This is a genomic window from Acidimangrovimonas pyrenivorans (assembly GCF_042643245.1).
GTDB classification, from domain to species: domain Bacteria; phylum Pseudomonadota; class Alphaproteobacteria; order Rhodobacterales; family Rhodobacteraceae; genus Acidimangrovimonas; species Acidimangrovimonas pyrenivorans.
In genome coordinates this window covers 20,084-36,030 of record NZ_JBHRSK010000017.1, presented here as the reverse complement: position 1 = coordinate 36,030, position 15,947 = coordinate 20,084, and the positions used below count along the sequence as shown (strand labels likewise).

Below are 15,947 nucleotides of genomic sequence, written 5' to 3'. Positions count from 1 at the left end.
TCCGGCGTGACGACGGGCAGGCGCTCGCCCTGCGCGGTTCCCGCGCGCACCGGGCGGAGTTGCGCATCGTGCAAGCCGCCGCTTCGCTCCACATGGCCGGGCCAGCCCCGCCTTCGAACCAGAAGGCTCGCCCCTAGCAGCCCCTGCCGTCGTTCCAGGCATCCATGACGGCCAGCGCCTCGTCGGCGGTCTCGACGAATGTGATCAGTTCGAGCTCGTCGGCCGAGATCGTCCCGACCTCGACCAGTCCCTGCCAGTCGACGATCCGCTCCCAGAATTGCCGGCCGAACAGGATCAGCGGCACCCGCTGCATCCGCCGGGTCTGAATCAGGGTGATGGATTCGAACAGCTCGTCGAGCGTGCCGAAACCGCCGGGGAAGACCGCGACGGCCCGGGCGCGCATCAGGAAATGCATCTTGCGGATGGCGAAATAGTGGAAGCTGAAGGTCAGCTCGGGCGTGACGTAGCGGTTCGGCACTTGCTCGTGCGGCAGCACGATGTTGAGCCCGACCGACAGCCCGCCGGCCTCGTGCGCGCCGCGGTTGCCCGCCTCCATGATCCCCGGCCCGCCGCCGGTGGCGATGACGAATTCGCAGCAGGCATGTTCCAGCGACCGTTGCGTCACCAGCATCGCGAAGCGCCGCGCCTCGTCGTAATAGCGGGCGAGATCGGCCAGACCGGGCGTCCTGACCGACCCCGCGTCCTCGGTCGCCGGTATCCGGGCGCTGCCGAACAGGATCACGGTCGATTCGATGCCGCGCTGAGACAGCTCCAGCTCGGCCTTCTGCAATTCGAGCTGCAGCCGCACCGGCCGCATCTCGTCGCGCAGCATGAAATCTGTATCGGCATAGGCAAGCCGGTAGCTGGGCGAACGCGCCTGCGGCGTGTCGGGCACCACTCGGGCGCGGCGGATATCCTCGCCGGCGTCGGGAAAGCGGCTGATACGGTGGTCGTCGGTCATGGATACCCTCCCTGGGGCCGGCTGCGTCGCGATCCGGGCCCGATGCGTCGCATTGCGCGGGCCGTTCGCCTCGTCTATAGGCTTCGCCTCGACAGGGCCAGACAACATTGGGGCCAGCATCAGTCGGGCCAGATCCGCACCGGAGGGGAAATCATGTCGAACGCTGCACTGGAAGCCGCCATCGAAGCCGCCTGGGAGGTGCGCGACACGATCAGCCCGGCCACCAAGGGCGAGGCGCGCGAGGCGATCGGCGCGACGCTCGAGGCGCTGGATTCGGGCCGCCTGCGGGTCGCCGAACGCCAGGAGGACGGCAGCTGGCACGTCAACCAATGGGCCAAGAAGGCGGTGCTGCTGGGCTTCCGGCTCAAGGACATGGCGCAGCAGCATGGCGGGCCGCAGGGCGGCAGCTGGTGGGACAAGGTCGACAGCAAGTTCGCCGGCTGGGGCGACAACCACTGGAAGGCCGCCGGCTTCCGCGCAGTGCCCAACTGCATCGTCCGCAAATCGGCCTATATCGCCCCCGGCGTGGTGCTGATGCCCTCCTTCGTCAATCTCGGCGCCTATGTCGACGAGGGCACGATGGTCGACACCTGGGCCACCGTCGGCTCCTGCGCCCAGATCGGCAAGAACGTCCACCTGTCGGGCGGCGTCGGCATCGGCGGCGTGCTGGAACCGATGCAGGCCGGCCCGACCATCATCGAGGACAACTGCTTCATCGGCGCCCGCTCCGAGGTCGTCGAGGGCGTCATCGTCCGCGAGGGCTCGGTGCTGGGCATGGGCGTGTTCATCGGCCAGTCGACCAAGATCGTCGACCGCGAGACCGGCGAGGTGATGTATGGCGAGGTTCCGGCCGGCTCGGTCGTCGTCTCGGGCTCGATGCCGTCGAAGAACGGCGTCAACCTCTACTGCGCGGTGATCGTCAAGCGGGTCGACGCCCAGACCCGGTCGAAGACCTCGATCAACGACCTGCTGCGCGACTGAGATGGCCGAGGCCCCGCGCGAGAAACGCCCGCAGCAGGTCTATACCCTGCTGGTCGAGGTCGGCCGCTCCAGCGGCGACGGCCTGCCCGCCAAGGCCACCGGCGCGGGGCTGCTCTGCTATGCCTCCGGCGTCGACGAGGCCGAGGCGGTGCGCGAGACGGTGGCGCTGCTGAAGACGGCCGAGATGGCGCCGCTCGACGTCACCGGCTACGGCACGCTGGCCGAGCGCCGGGCCGGCGGCGAGGAGATCGGCGCCGAGGAAGTGGCGCTGATGGACCGGGCGCTGGCCGAGAACTCGGTCGTCGTCGCCCAGGTGACGCCGTTCTACGACTGACGCTTTCCGCTTAGCGGCCGAACCCCTCTCCTATCGCCCGGCGGCACGCCACAGGCGTGCTTCCAGCACGACGGGAGGGCGCTATTTCCGCTCAATCAAGCGGACCGAGCGTTGGGCTTGCGGTGCGACGTTCCAGCAATACAGCCGCTGCGAGCGCCCCCCGGGGTCGTGCGCCGCCCTCGCCTCCTTCCCCGCTACAGGAACAGCCGCACCACCAGCGGCGCGATCAGTGCGGTCAGCACCGCGTTCATGCCCATGCCCAGCCCGGCGAAGGCGCCGGCGGTCTCGTGCACCTGGAAGGCCCGCGCCGTGCCGATGCCATGCGCGGCGACACCGACGGCGAAGCCCCGTGCCCGCCAGTCCTTCAGCCGCAGCAGGTTGAGCAGCGGCGTCGCGACGATGGCGCCGGTGATCCCGGTCAGGATCACCAGCACGGCGGTCAGCGTCGGCGACCCGCCGATCGCCTGCGAGATCCCCAGCGCCACCGGCGCCGTCGCCGATTTCGGCGCCAGCGAGATCAGCACCTCGCCGCGGATGCCCAGCGCCCAGGCGATCGCCAGCGCCGAGCCCACCGCCGTCAGCGAGCCGGCGACCAGCGCCGCCAGGATCGGCAGCGCCGCGCGCCGGACATGGTGCAGGTTGGCCTGCAGCGGCACCGCCAGGGCGACCGTCGCCGGGCCGAGCAGGAAATGGACGAACTGGGCGCCGGCGAAATAGGTCGCATAGGGCGTGGCCGTGCTCCACAGCACCGCCGCCAGCAGGATCACGGCGATCAGCACCGCATTGACCAGCGGCGACCGCCCCGCCGCGCGCGACGCCGCCTCGCCGATACCGTAGGCGACCAGCGTCGCCGTCAGCCACAGCAGCGGGCCTTGGGAGAGGTAGCTCCAGATCTCGGTGAAATCAGCCATCGCCCTCTCCCACCAGCCGCGCCACCGCGGCGAAGACCAGAGCCCCGACCGCGATCGCCAGCACCGTCGACAGCACCAGCGCGACCAACAGCGCCGGCCCTTCGCGGGTCAGCACGCCCAGATGGCCGACGACGCCGACCCCGGCCGGCACGAAGAGCAGCGACAGGTTGCCCAGGATGCCCTGCGCCACCGGTCGCACCCGCGCCACCAGCCGCGGCGACAGCACCAGCGCCGCCAGCAGCAGCGCCATGCCGATCACCGGCCCGGGCAGAGGCAGGCCAAGCGCCCGCGCCGCCACCTCGCCGGCAAGCTGACACAGCAGGATCACGGTAAGGGCTGGGATCATCGCGGCGCTCCTGAACGGTTTCGGCCAGCCTAGCCGCGCCCCCGCAACGCGCCAAGATCGAAGCCGCGCCCGGCCCTGCCGTTGCCGGGGGCGCTGCCCCCGTCGCCCGGGGGCGACTCCCCCGGAGTATTTCGGCAAAGGTGAAACACAGTGCCGCCTCGTGCTTTCACCTGAGCGAAAATATCCCGGGGGAGTCACCGCAGGTGACGGGGGCAGCGCCCCCACGCGCGCAGCGCAAACAAATGACTTGCGCCGCAGGCGCGCTATCGGATCGCCTAATGCAGCGTCTTGCGGAAGGTCAGCGAGGTCGGGCGATCGTAGCCCGGATGCGCCGTCTCGTCGGCGAGGGTGAAGCCCATCGAGGCGAAGGCGGCGTGGTTCTCGACCAGCTCGATGCGCGACTGCAGTTCGAGCAACGGCAGGCCGAGGGCGCGGGCGCGGGACTGGGCGGTCTCGACCAGTTTCCGGGCGAGGCCGCGACCGCGATAGCCCGCCTCGACCGCCAGCTTGCCAAGATAGAGCGCGTCCTTGCGCGGGGTCAGGAAGACGCAGGCCACGGGGTGATCCGCCTCCTCGATGACCCAGACCTCGCCGATCTCGGCCTGCTGGGCGATGTCGTCGACGGTCAGCCGGTGCATCGACGAGGGCGGGTCGATCCGCCCCTCCATATAGGCGAAGCTGGTCTGGATCAGGCGCAAGAGCGCCGGCCAGTCATAGGGATCGGTGGCGCGGATCGGTTTCATGCCCGCTCCAATCCGTCGCAGAGATGGACCCAGGGCAGGTGTTCGTCCCAGTGGACATGCCGGGTGGCGGCATAGGCGGCGGGATCGTCGAGGCTGGCGGCGTAGAAATGGATCTCGTCCGGCCAGCGTTCGGAGCGGAAGGCCATCGGCGTGCCGCAGGTCGGGCAGAACATCCGCGCGACCCCGGGCGAGGAGGCATAGGCGGCCGGCGCCGCCCCGGTCCAGCGCCAGCTGCCGTCGGCGACGCCGAGGAACGAGGTGAAGGGGGCCGAACAGTTGCGCCGGCAGCTCTCGCAATGGCAATGGGCCTGCCAGAGCGGGGCGCCGTCGAATTCGAAGCGCACGGCGCCGCAGAGGCAGTGCCCGCCTGTCATCGCGGGCTCCGCCGATGCCATCGTCTGCGCATCGCGCGCAGACCCGCTGTCGCCCGAGTGAGCGCCATCCCACCTCCCAAGAACAGGTGCACAATTGTGATGCCGCAGCGCAGAAGGTCAAGATAAACGCGCTTCGCAACCGCAGCATTTCCAAGATGTTGTGGATAACCCTGCCCATCCAGCCAGATCGTGGGGTTCCCGGTTGACAGCTCCGGCGCGGCTCGGGACCATGACGGACCATACGGGAATCATGGGAAAGGACGCCCCTTGCGCTTCACCCGGCTGCGCCTGAACGGTTTCAAGAGCTTCGTCGATCCCACCGACCTGGTGATCGCCGAGGGGCTGACCGGCGTCGTCGGGCCGAATGGCTGCGGCAAGTCCAACCTGCTCGAGGCGCTGCGCTGGGTGATGGGCGAGAACCGGCCGACCGCGATGCGCGGCGGCGGCATGGAGGATGTGATCTTCGCCGGCGCCGCCTCGCGCCCGGCCCGGAACTTCGCCGAGGTCAGCCTGTCGATCGACAATTCCGAGCGGCTGGCGCCGGCCGGGTTCAACGATCAGGACGTGCTCGAGATCGTGCGCCGGATCACCCGCGATGCCGGCTCGGCCTACAAGGCGAACACCAAGGACGTCCGCGCCCGCGACGTCCAGATGCTGTTCGCCGACGCCTCGACCGGGGCCCACAGCCCGGCGCTGGTGCGGCAAGGCCAGATCGCCGAACTGATCAACGCCAAGCCGAAGAACCGGCGCCGCATTCTCGAGGAGGCGGCCGGGATCTCGGGCCTCTACCAGCGCCGGCACGAGGCCGAGCTGCGACTGTCGGCGACCGAGACCAACCTCGCCCGGGTCGAGGACGTGGTCGAACAGCTTGCCTCCCAGATCGCGACCCTGGCGCGGCAGGCGCGACAGGCGGCGCGCTACCGCCAGATCGGCGAGGAGTTGCGCAAGGCCGAGGGGCAGCTGCTCTATCGCCGCTGGCGCGAGGCCGACGAGGGGCGGCGCGGCGCCGAGGAGGATCTGACGGCGCGGACCACGGCGGCAGCGCAGGCCGAGCAGGCGGCGCGGGCCGCGGCCAAGGCGCGGGCCGAGCACGAGGACCGGCTGCCGCCGCGGCGCGAGGAGGAGGCGATCGCCGCCGCCGTGCTCCAGCGCCTGACGGTGCAGCGCGACGCGCTCAACGACCAGGAAGCGCGGGCGCTGCAGCAAATCGAGACGCTGAAGAACCGCATCGCCCAGCTGACCCGCGACATGGAGCGCGAGGCCGGCCTCAACCACGATGCCGGCGAGACCATCGAGCGGCTGGAATGGGAGCAGGACCAGCTCGCCAAGGCGCATGAGGGCCACGAGGACAAGATCGCCGAGGCGGCCGAGGCCGCGCGCGAGGCGGCCTCGGTGCTGTCCGAGCGGGAGGAGACGCTGGCCGAGCGGACCGAGGATGTCGCCCGGCTGGCGGCCCGGCACCAGTCGGCCCAGCGCCTGCTGTCGGATGCCAGGACCACGGTCGAGAAGAACGAGGCCGAGGCGGTGAAGGCGCGCGAGGCGGCCGAGGCCGCCAGCGCCGCGCTGGACAAGGCGGCGGAGGATTTTGCCGGCGCCGAGGAGGCACAGGCAGAGGCCACGGAGGCGGCCGAGGAAGCCGAGGCCCAGCTCGAGGAGACCGAGGCGGCGCGCGGCGAGGCGCAGGGACGCGAGGCCGATGCCCGGGCGCTGCGCTCGGAGGCCGAGGGCGAGGCCAGCGCGCTGCGGGCCGAGGTCGCGGCCTTGGCCAAGCTGGTCGAGCGCGAGGCCCAGGCCGGCAGCCAGCTGCTCGACCGGGTCGAGGTCGAACCGGGCTACGAGCCGGCGCTGGGGGCGGCGCTGGCCGACGACCTGCGCGCGCCCGAGCTGGACGGCGACGGCGCCTCGGGCTGGGCCGGGCTACCGGATTACGACGACACCCAGCCGCTGCCGGCCGGGGTTTATCCGCTGGCCGCCCATGTCAACGTGCCCGAGGTGCTGCGCCGCCGGATCGCCCAGATCGGGCTGGTGAGCCGCGATCAGGGCGCCGCTCTGCAAGCGCAGCTGCTGCCCGGCCAGCGCCTGGTCAGCCGCGAGGGCGACCTGTGGCGCTGGGACGGCTTCCGCGCCGGGGCCGAGGACGCGCCCTCGGCCGCCGCGCTGCGGTTGCAGCAGCTCAACCGGCTGGTGGCGCTGAAGCGCGATCTGGAAGAAGTGTCCGCCCGTGCCGCCGGAGCGCAGCAGGCGCATGAGCTGCTGCAGCAGCAGCTGGCCGAGCTGGCCCGTGCCGACCAGGCCGCGCGCGAGGCACGGCGCGCCGCCGATGCCCGCGTCACCGAGGCCAACCGGGCACTGTCGCGGGCCGAGGCCGACCGCTCGATCGCCGGCGGCAAGCTCGAATCCGCCCGGCTGGCCGTCGCCCGTTACGAGGAAGAGGCGATGGCGGCGCGCAAGACCCTGCGCGAGGCCGAGGCCGCGCTGGCCGCCCTGCCCGATCTCGACGCCGCCCGGGCCGGGATCGAGGACGTCAAGATGACGGTCGAGGCGGCGCGGATGACGATGCTGACCCGCCGCTCGGGCCATGACGAGCTGCGCCGCGAGGGCGAGGCCCGGGTCCGCCGCCGGCAGGAGATCACCAAGGAGATCTCGGGCTGGCGCCACCGGCTCGAGACCGCCGAGAAGCGCAGCCAGGAACTGGCCGAGCGCAAGGCGGAAAGCGAGGAGGAACTGGAAGAGGCCGCCGCCGCGCCCGAGGAGATCGCCGCCAAGCGCGAGGAGCTGGGCGAGGCGATCGACGCCGCCGAGGACCGCCGGCGCGCCGCCGCCGACGCGCTGGCCGAGGCCGAGACCACGCTGCGCGCCGCCCAGGAGGCCGAGCGCGAGACCGAACGCACCGCCGGCGAGGCGCGCGAGGCCCGTGCCCGTGCCGAGGCCCGCGCCGACGCCGCCCGCGAGACGGTGGCGCTGGCCGCCGAGCGCATCGAGGAGGAAACCGAGATGACGCCGCAGGCGCTGCTCGACAGCCTCGAGACCGATCCCGACAGGATGCCCAATGCCGAGGCGCTCGAGGTCGAGGTCGGCCGGCTCAAGCGCCAGCGCGACTCCCTCGGCGCTGTCAACCTGCGCGCCGAGGAGGATGCCCGCGAGGTGCAGGAGGAGCATGACACGCTGGCCACCGAGAAGACGGACCTGGAAGAGGCGATCAAGAAGCTGCGCTCGGGCATCGCCGGGCTGAACCGCGAGGGGCGCGAGCGGCTGCTGACCGCGTTCGAACAGGTCAACAGCAACTTCCGCATGCTCTTCACCCATCTCTTCGGCGGCGGCGAGGCCAATCTGGTGCTGGTCGAGAGCGACGACCCGCTCGAGGCCGGGCTCGAGATCATGTGCCAGCCGCCGGGCAAGAAGCTGTCGACCCTGTCGCTGCTCTCGGGCGGCGAGCAGACGCTGACGGCGATGGCGCTGATCTTCGCCGTCTTCCTCGCCAACCCGGCGCCGATCTGCGTCCTCGACGAGGTCGACGCCCCGCTCGACGACGCCAACGTCACCCGCTTCTGCGACATGCTCGACGAGATGACGCGCCAGACCGAGACCCGCTTCCTGGTCATCACCCACCACGCGGTGACGATGAGCCGGATGGACCGGCTGTTCGGCGTGACGATGCAGGAACAGGGCGTGAGCCAGCTGGTCAGCGTCGATCTCAAGAAGGCCGAGCAACTGGTGGCGTGAGCGCCGGGGTCAGAGCCGGTTCAGCAGCCCCGCCGTCGGCCAGGCATCGGCCGGCAGGCCGAGCCGTTCCTGCTCTTTCTGCACCGCCGCGCGGGTCTTGGCACCGAGGATGCCGTCGACCTTGCCGACATCGTGGCCCCGCGCCGCCAGCTTGCGCTGCAGGTCCTTCATCTGGGCCAGCGACAGCTGTGGATCGGGATGGCCGGCGTCATAGGGCGGCGCGCCCTCCAGCCGGGTGGCGAAATAGGCCGCCGTGGTGACGTAGACGAAGCTCTTGTTCCACTCGAACAGCACCCGGTAATTGGGGAAGACCATGAAGGCCGGCCCCTTGCGCCCCTGCGGCAGCAGCACCGAGGCCGGAAGGGTGCCCTTGGGCAGCTTGCCGTTGCGGGCACGCACCCCCATCCGCGCCCAGTCGGCCACGGTCAGTTCCGTCCCCAGCCCGGTCTTGGCCCAATCCAGCCCCGCCGGCACCACGACCTGCTGCAACCACGGCTGGTTCGGCAGCCAGCCCAGCATCGACAGGGTATGGGCGGCGGACAGGATCGCGTCGGGCGCCGAGGTCTTCAGCGTCACCTTGCCGTCGCCGTCGCCATCGACGCCGCGCTCGAGGATGTCCCGGGGCAGCATCTGGACCATGCCGATCTCGCCCGCCCAGGCGCCGGTGGTGTTGAGGTCGAACTCGCCCAGCTCGTAGAGCTTCAGCGCCGCCATGACCTGGGGCTGGAAGATCTGCGGCCGGCGGCAGTCATGGGCGAGGGTGAGCAGCGCGTTGCGGGTGTTGTGATCGCCCTGGACCGCGCCGTAATCGGTCTCGAAGGCCCAGAAGGCCAGCAGGATCCCGCGCGAGACGCCGTAATCGCGCTGTGCCCGGGCGAAGACGCCGGCGTATTTCTTGGCGTTGCGGCGGCCGTTGACGAGGCGGTTCTGGCTGATCAGCGCGCGCGAGAAGTCGATGAAGGTCTTGCGGAACACGCCCTGCGCCCGGTCGGCGCGCAGCACCTTCTGGTCCTGCCGCGCCCCGCCGAAGAACCGCGCCGCCGCCGCCGGGTCATGCCCCGCCGCCACTGCCTCGGCCTGCATGGTTTTCAGGAAACCGGCGAAACTGCCGCCGCAAGGTGCGGCACCGGCAGGAGCGGCGGCGAGAAGAGAGAGGGCAAGAGCGGCGGGCAGGCGCATGGCGGTCTCCGGTCTGGTCGCGCCGACAGACTAGCAGGGCAATCCCCAAGTTCAATCGCCGAGCTGATCGGGGGCTCTGCCCCCTGCCCCCCGGGATATTTTCCCTCAGGTGAAAGGACAGAGGGCGCGCCGCTCCCCCTTTCATCTTCATGCAAATATCCCGGGGGCCCGGGGGCAGCGCCCCCGGCCTTGCCGCTCCTCACCCGGCCGCGGCGCCTGGCGCGGCATGGGCCCGCTCGAATTCGATCAGCCGCTGCTTGCGCCACAGCCCGCCGCCATAGCCGGTCAGCGATCCGTCGGCGCCGATGACGCGATGGCAGGGCACGACCAGGGCGATCTGGTTGGCGCCGTTGGCGCGGGCGACGGCGCGGGCGGCGTCGGGGCGGCCGAGGGCGCGGGCGAGTTCGGAATAGCTGCGGGTCTCGCCCGCCGGGATCTGGCGCAATGCGTGCCAGACCTCGCGGGTGAAGGGGCTGCCATGGAACACCAGCGGCGTCTCGAACCGTGCCGAGCGGCCGGCGAAATAGGCCTCCAGCTCGGCCTCGATCCGGTCGGTCGGGGCGTGGCGGCCGATGCCCAGCTCGCCCTTCACCGCCGCGCGCAGCCGCTGCAGCTCGGCCGGCAGGGCCTTGCGGCCGACGAATTCCAGCAGGTGCAGCGCCTGGGCATCGGAGACGGCGATCATCGGCCCCAGCGGCGTCTCGATCCAGTCGGCCCGCAACAGCTCGCGCCCGGTGAAGGCCCCAGGGGCGACGCCGAGCAGCCGGGCGAAGGCGGCGCGGAAGGCGCTGGGAGACTCGAAGCCGGCCTCGAGCTGGGCTTCGATCACCTTGCCGCCCCGGCCCAGCATCCGGACGCTGCCGGCCAGCCGCGCCTGGCGCGCCATCTCGAGGAAGGTGATGCCGAAATGGCGCTTGAAGCTGCGCCGCACGGTCGAGGGATCGAGCCCCATCGCGGCGATCCCGGCCTCGGACCAGCGCCGGCCGGGATCGTCCCGCAGCGCCGGTAGCAGACGCTGGATCGCCGGGTCGGCCTCGGCCTCGGCGCCGAGCGGGTGGCATCGCTTGCAGGGCCGGAAACCGGCCTCGATGCAGGCGGCGGCGGTTTCGAAGAAACGGCAATTCTCGCGCCTGGGCTTGCGCGCCGGGCAGGTCAGCCGGCAGAAGATGCCGGTCGAGGAGACGCCGACGAAGGCGCGCCCGTCATAGGCCGGATCGCGCGCCAGCAGGGCGGCATAGAGGGTGTCGTCGGAAGGCAGGGCAAACAGCATGTTCCAGCAATAGCGCCCGCTGCCCCGCTTGTCCGTCGGAAATCGGGCGCGGATTTTCCGGGTGCAATGCCGGGCGCAGCGCCGGGCGCCCAGGGCGATCCTTCCCGCGGGGCAAAATCCGTCGCCGCCCGGCGCGATTTCCTGTATGTGTTAACTATAGCCCGCTTCCGCCTGCCGTCCGAGCTGTCCATGTCCATTCTGATCGTCGAGAGCGACCCGGAGCGCGGCCCCTGCTGGCAGCGCCATGTCGAGGCCGAGGGACAGACGGTGAGGCTGGTGGCGACGCAGGCGGCGGCGGTGGCGACGCTCAAGACGGTGGACGTGCGGCTGATCGTCCTCAACCTCGACCTCGCCGGCGGCGGCGCATTGGCGGTGGCCGATTTCGCCCATTACCGCCAGCCCGACGCCAGGGTGATCTTCGTCACCGGCAGGGGGCTGTTCGCCGACGGTTCGATCTTCGCCCATGCCGCCAATGCCTGCGCCTTCCTCCCGGCCGACACCGCGCCCGCCGACCTGGCCGCGATGGTCTCCCATTACGCCAGCGCGGGCTGAGCCTGCCGGATCTCGCTGCGCAGCGCATTGCGGCCATGCGGCGCGGCCAAGTCGAGCTCGGGCCCCAGCGGGATGATCCGGTGCGGGTTGATGCTGTCGTGGCTGTAGTAGTAGTGGCGCACGATATGGTTCATCTGCACCGTCGCCGAGATGCCGGGCCACTGGTAGAGCTCGCGCGTGTAGGCCCAGAGGTTGGGATAATCGACCAACCGCCGCCGGTTGCACTTGAAATGACCGTGATAGACCGCGTCGAAGCGGATCAGCGTGGTGAACAGGCGCCAGTCGGCCTCGGTGACCCGGTCGCCCATCAGGTAGCGATTGGCGGCCAGCCGGTCCTCGAGCCAGTCCAGCGTGGCGAAGACCTGCTCGGCCGCCGCGTCATAGGCCGCCTGGCTGGTGGCGAAACCGGCGCGGTAGACGCCGTTGTTGAGCCCGTCATAGATGCGCGCGTTCACCGGCTCGATCGCCGCGCGCAGGTCCTCGGGCCAGAAATCGGCGCGGTTGCCGGTTAGCCCGTCGAAGGCCGCGTTGAACATGCGGATGATCTCGGACGATTCGTTCGAGACGATGGTCTCGGTCTTGCGGTCCCACAGCACCGGCACCGTCACCCGGCCCGAGACGTCGGGCACGGCGCGGGTGTAGAGGTCGCGCAGGAACGGCAGGCCGTAGAGCCGGTCGCCGGTGGTGCCGGGGAAGTCGGTGGCGAAGCTCCAGCCGTCGCTCAGCATGTCGGGATGGACCACCGACAGGCCGATGATCTCTCCGAGCCCCTTCAGCGCCCGGAAGATCAGCGTGCGATGGGCCCAGGGGCAGGCATAGGAGACATAGAGATGGTAGCGGCCCGATTCGGCCCTGAACCCGCCGGCGCCGCTGGGCCCGGGCCGGCCATCGGCGGTGATCCAGTTGCGGAATCCCGCCGTCGAGCGCACGAAGGCGCCGCCGCTCTTCGAGGTGTCGTACCACGCTTCGCTCCACGCGCCGCTGACCAGCTGGCCCATGCCATTCTCCGCAATCGTTGCTGTCCGGCAGGGGACCTATGCCGCCCCGGCGGAGATGAAAAGCTGTCCCAAAGCGCAGCTCCCCTGCATCGCTGCACAGCGGCAGGCGTTGCCCGGGCGCGTCACCCCGCGGCCGGGCGCTGCGGCGCGCTGCGAGCCGGGTTGCTTTTTTCCAACCTCAGGGCAGACTTGGCGGCAGGGAAGGAGTGCTGCCATGCTCGAACATCTGCCGCAGGAAGTCCGCGAGGGGCTCGCGATGGCACGCAAACGTGAACAGCGCCGCCGGTCGCGGCTGCGGGTCCATGTCGGCGGCGAGATCTTCCCGATTCTGCGCTTCTGGCAGGATGGCTTCGCGCTCGACGCCGGCAATGCGCCGCAGCAGCTGCGCGGGCTGGTCGACATCTATGACGGCGGCCGCCACATCTACCAGTGCCTGATCGTCGCCTCGGCCGAATCGGAGGGCGAGGTGGTCTGCGACTTCAAGCGCGCGACGGCGACGCTCGACCGCGCGCCGGTCGATTTCGACCGCGACGAGAACGCCCCCGCCGGCCTGCTGCCCCGACGCTGACCGCTATCCCAGCGCCGCCACCCGGTCATGCGCCGGGCAGGTCACCAGGTGGTCGTTGACCATGCCCGTGGCCTGCATGAAGGCATAGGTGATGACCGGGCCGCAGAAGCGGAAGCCCGCCGTCTTCAGGTCCTTCGAGATGCGTTGCGACAGTTCGGTCTGGGCCGGGACATCGGCCAGCGTCTGCGGCTGGTTCTGGATCGGCTTGCCACCGACGCGGTCCCAGAGGAAATTGCTGAACCCTTCGCGCGCCTCGATCGCCTGCCAGGCGCGGGCATTGCCGATCGTCGCCTCGATCTTCGACCGCGAGCGCACGATACCGGGATCGTTCAGCAGCCGCGCGACCTCGTCCTCGCCCCAGCCCGCGATCAGGTTCGGGTCGAAGCCCTCGAAGGCGGCGCGGAAGGCCGGGCGCTTGCGCAGGATGGTGATCCAGGACAGGCCGGCCTGGAAACCGTCGAGAATCAGCTTCTCCCACAGCGCGCGGCCGTCATATTCCGGCACGCCCCATTCCTCGTCGTGATAGGCCACATAGAGCGGATCCTGCCCGCACCAGCCGCAACGCTCGCCCATATCTCCGTTCTTTCCCTTGTTCGTCAGCCGGTTATCCGGTCGTGCCGCAGCTTAGCACGGCTGGAACAAAATGCGAATATTCACCTTTTGTTTACGCCCCTTCCGCCACCCTGTCCGCGACGGAAGCGGAGGGGCACATGCACTTGGCAGCATATCCGGGCACCGCCTTGCCCGACGACGACGCGGAGGGGCCGCCCCGCACCGGTGCGACGGTCACGGGGCCGGCGGCGGAGGAGACCCTGGCGATGGTGCGCCGGGCGCTGGACGGCGGGCGGGTGCTGCTGGCCTACCAGCCGGTGGTGATGACGCGCGACACCGGGCGGCTGGCCTTCTGCGAGGGGCTGATCCGGCTGCTCGACGATGCCGGCCAGGTGATTCCCGCCGCCCGCTTCATCGAGGTGGCGGAGCGCAGCGAGATGGGCCGCATCCTCGACTGCCTGGCGCTCGAACTCGGCCTGGCCGCCCTGGCCGCCGATCCGGCACTGCGGCTGGCGGTGAACATGTCGGCGCGGACCATCGGCTATCCGCGCTGGTCGCGCAGCCTGACCCGCGCGGTCGACCGCGACCCGACGCTGGCCGAGCGGCTGATCATCGAGATCACCGAAACCTCGGCCCTGCGCCACCGCGACAGCGTCGTGCTGTTCATGGACGGGCTTCAGCGCCGCGGCATCGCCTTCGCGATCGACGATTTCGGCGCCGGTTTCACCGCCATCTCGCATTTCCGCGCCTTCTATTTCGACGTGCTCAAGATCGACGGCCAGTTCATCCGCGGCATCCATCGCGACCCGGACAACCAGGTGCTGACAAGGGCGATGGTCTCGATCGCTCGCCATTTCGACATGTTCACCGTCGCCGAATATGTCGAGGACATGCGCGACGCCGACTACCTGAGCGGGTTGGGCGTCGATTGCCTGCAGGGCTACCTGTTCGGCGCGCCGACGCCGCGGCCGCCGGGACGGGGCGGGCCCGTGCCGCCCGCCCCTCCCGCAGCGGCGTAGCCGATGAGCCGTTTCCCGCCCGCGCGCGTCGCATGCTCCCGCCCGCGCGCGCCACATAACGGGGCCGCGCGCGTGTTTTGTTTGCCTTTGCAGCAATGAGCGCTTAGGTCATGCTGCAGAGCGGCGTGGGTCCGCCTGCCCGAGGACGGCCCGCACTGCTGAGTGGTAAGGGAGAGGACCCAACATGACCAATGTCGTAATCGTCTCGGCCGCGCGCACCGCCGTCGGCAGCTTCAGTGGCGCGTTCGCCAATACCCCGGCCCATGACCTCGGCGCTGCCGTGCTCGAAGCGATCGTCGCCCGCGCCGGCATCGAGAAGGGCGAGGTCTCCGAAACCATCCTCGGCCAGGTGCTCAGCGCCGGCCAGGGCCAGAACCCGGCCCGCCAGGCCCACATCAATGCCGGCCTGCCGATCGAAAGCGCCGCCTGGGGCATCAACCAGGTCTGCGGCTCGGGCCTGCGCGCCGTCGCCCTCGGCGCCCAGCACATCGCCCTGGGCGATGCCGCCATCGTCGCCGCCGGCGGCCAGGAGAGCATGAGCCTGAGCCCCCACGTCGCGCATCTGCGCGCCGGCCAGAAGATGGGCGACATGAAGTTCATCGATTCGATGATCCGCGATGGCCTCTGGGACGCCTTCAACGGCTACCACATGGGCCAGACCGCCGAGAACGTCGCCGCCAAGTGGCAGCTCAGCCGCGAGATGCAGGACGAATTCGCCGTCGCCAGCCAGAACAAGGCCGAGGCCGCCCAGAAGGCCGGCAAGTTCGCCGACGAGATCACGCCCTTCACCGTCAAGACCCGCAAGGGCGAGACCGTGGTCGATGCCGACGAATACATTCGCCACGGCGCGACGCTCGAAGCGATGCAGAAACTGCGCCCGGCCTTCACCAAGGACGGCACGGTCACCGCCGCCAATGCCTCGGGCATCAATGACGGGGCCGCCGCGGTGCTGCTGATGAGCGCCGAGGAGGCCGAGAAGCGCGGCCTCGAGCCGCTGGCGCGGATTGCCAGCTACGCCACCGCCGGTGTCGATCCGGCGATCATGGGCACCGGCCCGATCCCGTCCAGCCGCAAGGCGCTGGAAAAGGCCGGCTGGAAAGTGGCCGACCTCGACCTGGTCGAGGCCAACGAGGCCTTCGCCGCCCAGGCCCTGGCCGTGAACAGCGACATGGGCTGGGATCCCGCGATCGTGAACGTCAACGGCGGTGCCATCGCCATCGGCCACCCGATCGGCGCCTCAGGCTGCCGCATCCTCAACACCCTGCTGTTCGAGATGAAGCGCCGCGACGCCAAGAAGGGCCTTGCCACGCTGTGCATCGGCGGCGGCATGGGTGTGGCCATGTGTCTCGAACGCCCCTGAGTAGCCAGATTTTGAAGAATCCGGCGCGCAACTTAATTGCGCGCCGGAGTTTGTTTCGATAACACCGTTTCAAAGG

16 protein-coding genes are annotated in these 15,947 nt (G+C 70.3%); 7 read left to right on the top strand and 9 right to left on the bottom strand.

All coding sequences use genetic code 11. The annotated features are described in order from the left end of the window. Window positions 1-133: 133 nt before the first annotated feature. Window positions 134-961, bottom strand: coding sequence for an LOG family protein (locus tag ACFOES_RS18340; RefSeq protein WP_377834824.1), 828 nt, complete (start codon window positions 959-961; stop codon window positions 134-136). 153 nt (window positions 962-1,114) lie between these two features. On the opposite strand from ACFOES_RS18340, the gene dapD reads away from it, so the two are divergent. After that, window positions 1,115-1,942, top strand: a complete 828-nt coding sequence (dapD, locus tag ACFOES_RS18335; protein ID WP_377834823.1) for a 2,3,4,5-tetrahydropyridine-2,6-dicarboxylate N-succinyltransferase — start codon at window positions 1,115-1,117, stop codon at window positions 1,940-1,942. Between the two features lies 1 nt (window position 1,943). Continuing rightward, window positions 1,944-2,276 (top strand): hypothetical protein, encoded by a 333-nt coding sequence (locus ACFOES_RS18330; RefSeq protein ID WP_377834822.1) that lies wholly within the window; start codon window positions 1,944-1,946, stop codon window positions 2,274-2,276. A gap of 194 nt (window positions 2,277-2,470) precedes the next feature. Here the strand turns inward: ACFOES_RS18330 and ACFOES_RS18325 are convergent, their stop codons facing one another. The 4 genes from ACFOES_RS18325 to ACFOES_RS18310 all read right to left on the bottom strand — a co-directional run bounded on the left by ACFOES_RS18325 (window position 2,471) and on the right by ACFOES_RS18310 (window position 4,650). Next, entirely contained in the window at window positions 2,471-3,187 is a 717-nt protein-coding gene (locus ACFOES_RS18325) for an LrgB family protein (RefSeq protein ID WP_377834821.1), read from the bottom strand. Then, window positions 3,180-3,533 carry a CidA/LrgA family protein gene (locus ACFOES_RS18320; protein ID WP_377834820.1) on the bottom strand — a complete coding sequence of 118 codons (354 nt, stop codon included), beginning with the start codon at window positions 3,531-3,533 and terminating at the stop codon, window positions 3,180-3,182. The genes ACFOES_RS18325 and ACFOES_RS18320 overlap by 8 nt, the downstream gene beginning before the upstream one ends. A gap of 275 nt (window positions 3,534-3,808) precedes the next feature. After that, a complete protein-coding gene (locus ACFOES_RS18315; protein WP_377834819.1) occupies window positions 3,809-4,276 on the bottom strand; it encodes a GNAT family N-acetyltransferase in 468 nt (155 codons plus the stop codon). After that, the gene (locus tag ACFOES_RS18310) at window positions 4,273-4,650 is read right to left on the bottom strand and encodes a GFA family protein (protein ID WP_377834818.1); all 378 of its coding nucleotides are present in this window, start codon (window positions 4,648-4,650) and stop codon (window positions 4,273-4,275) included. The genes ACFOES_RS18315 and ACFOES_RS18310 overlap by 4 nt, the downstream gene beginning before the upstream one ends. A 267-nt stretch (window positions 4,651-4,917) precedes the next feature. Between ACFOES_RS18310 and ACFOES_RS18305 the strand changes: the two genes are divergently transcribed. Continuing rightward, a complete protein-coding gene (locus ACFOES_RS18305) occupies window positions 4,918-8,373 on the top strand; it encodes a chromosome segregation SMC family protein (RefSeq protein WP_377834817.1) in 3,456 nt (1,151 codons plus the stop codon). Between the two features lie 9 nt (window positions 8,374-8,382). Here ACFOES_RS18305 and ACFOES_RS18300 read toward each other — a convergent pair whose 3' ends face one another. Together ACFOES_RS18300 and ACFOES_RS18295 are read right to left on the bottom strand one after the other, a co-directional pair. Further along, complete coding sequence (locus ACFOES_RS18300) at window positions 8,383-9,552, bottom strand: lytic murein transglycosylase (protein ID WP_377834816.1); 1,170 nt, start codon at window positions 9,550-9,552, stop codon at window positions 8,383-8,385. A gap of 199 nt (window positions 9,553-9,751) precedes the next feature. Then, on the bottom strand, window positions 9,752-10,822 hold the full coding sequence (locus ACFOES_RS18295; protein WP_377834815.1) for a bifunctional transcriptional activator/DNA repair enzyme AdaA: 1,071 nt from the start codon (window positions 10,820-10,822) through the stop codon (window positions 9,752-9,754). A 189-nt stretch (window positions 10,823-11,011) separates the two neighbouring features. On the opposite strand from ACFOES_RS18295, the gene ACFOES_RS18290 reads away from it, so the two are divergent. After that, complete coding sequence (locus tag ACFOES_RS18290; RefSeq protein WP_377834814.1) at window positions 11,012-11,374, top strand: hypothetical protein; 363 nt, start codon at window positions 11,012-11,014, stop codon at window positions 11,372-11,374. On the opposite strand, the gene ACFOES_RS18285 is transcribed toward ACFOES_RS18290, so the two are convergent. Beyond that, the gene (locus ACFOES_RS18285) at window positions 11,356-12,372 is read right to left on the bottom strand and encodes a glutathione S-transferase family protein (RefSeq protein WP_377834813.1); all 1,017 of its coding nucleotides are present in this window, start codon (window positions 12,370-12,372) and stop codon (window positions 11,356-11,358) included. The two genes, ACFOES_RS18290 and ACFOES_RS18285, sit on opposite strands and share 19 nt — an antisense overlap. 214 nt (window positions 12,373-12,586) lie before the next feature. On the opposite strand from ACFOES_RS18285, the gene ACFOES_RS18280 reads away from it, so the two are divergent. Further along, a complete protein-coding gene (locus ACFOES_RS18280; RefSeq protein WP_377834812.1) occupies window positions 12,587-12,940 on the top strand; it encodes a hypothetical protein in 354 nt (117 codons plus the stop codon). A gap of 3 nt (window positions 12,941-12,943) precedes the next feature. Here ACFOES_RS18280 and ACFOES_RS18275 read toward each other — a convergent pair whose 3' ends face one another. Then, window positions 12,944-13,513 carry a DNA-3-methyladenine glycosylase I gene (locus tag ACFOES_RS18275; protein ID WP_377834811.1) on the bottom strand — a complete coding sequence of 190 codons (570 nt, stop codon included), beginning with the start codon at window positions 13,511-13,513 and terminating at the stop codon, window positions 12,944-12,946. Between the two features lie 137 nt (window positions 13,514-13,650). Between ACFOES_RS18275 and ACFOES_RS18270 the strand changes: the two genes are divergently transcribed. Both ACFOES_RS18270 and ACFOES_RS18265 read left to right on the top strand, forming a co-directional pair. Next, window positions 13,651-14,511: an EAL domain-containing protein gene (locus ACFOES_RS18270; protein WP_377834810.1), complete on the top strand. Its 861-nt coding sequence runs from the start codon at window positions 13,651-13,653 to the stop codon at window positions 14,509-14,511. Between the two features lie 184 nt (window positions 14,512-14,695). Next, window positions 14,696-15,871: an acetyl-CoA C-acetyltransferase gene (locus ACFOES_RS18265; protein WP_377834809.1), complete on the top strand. Its 1,176-nt coding sequence runs from the start codon at window positions 14,696-14,698 to the stop codon at window positions 15,869-15,871. The last annotated feature ends 76 nt before the right edge of the window (window positions 15,872-15,947 follow it).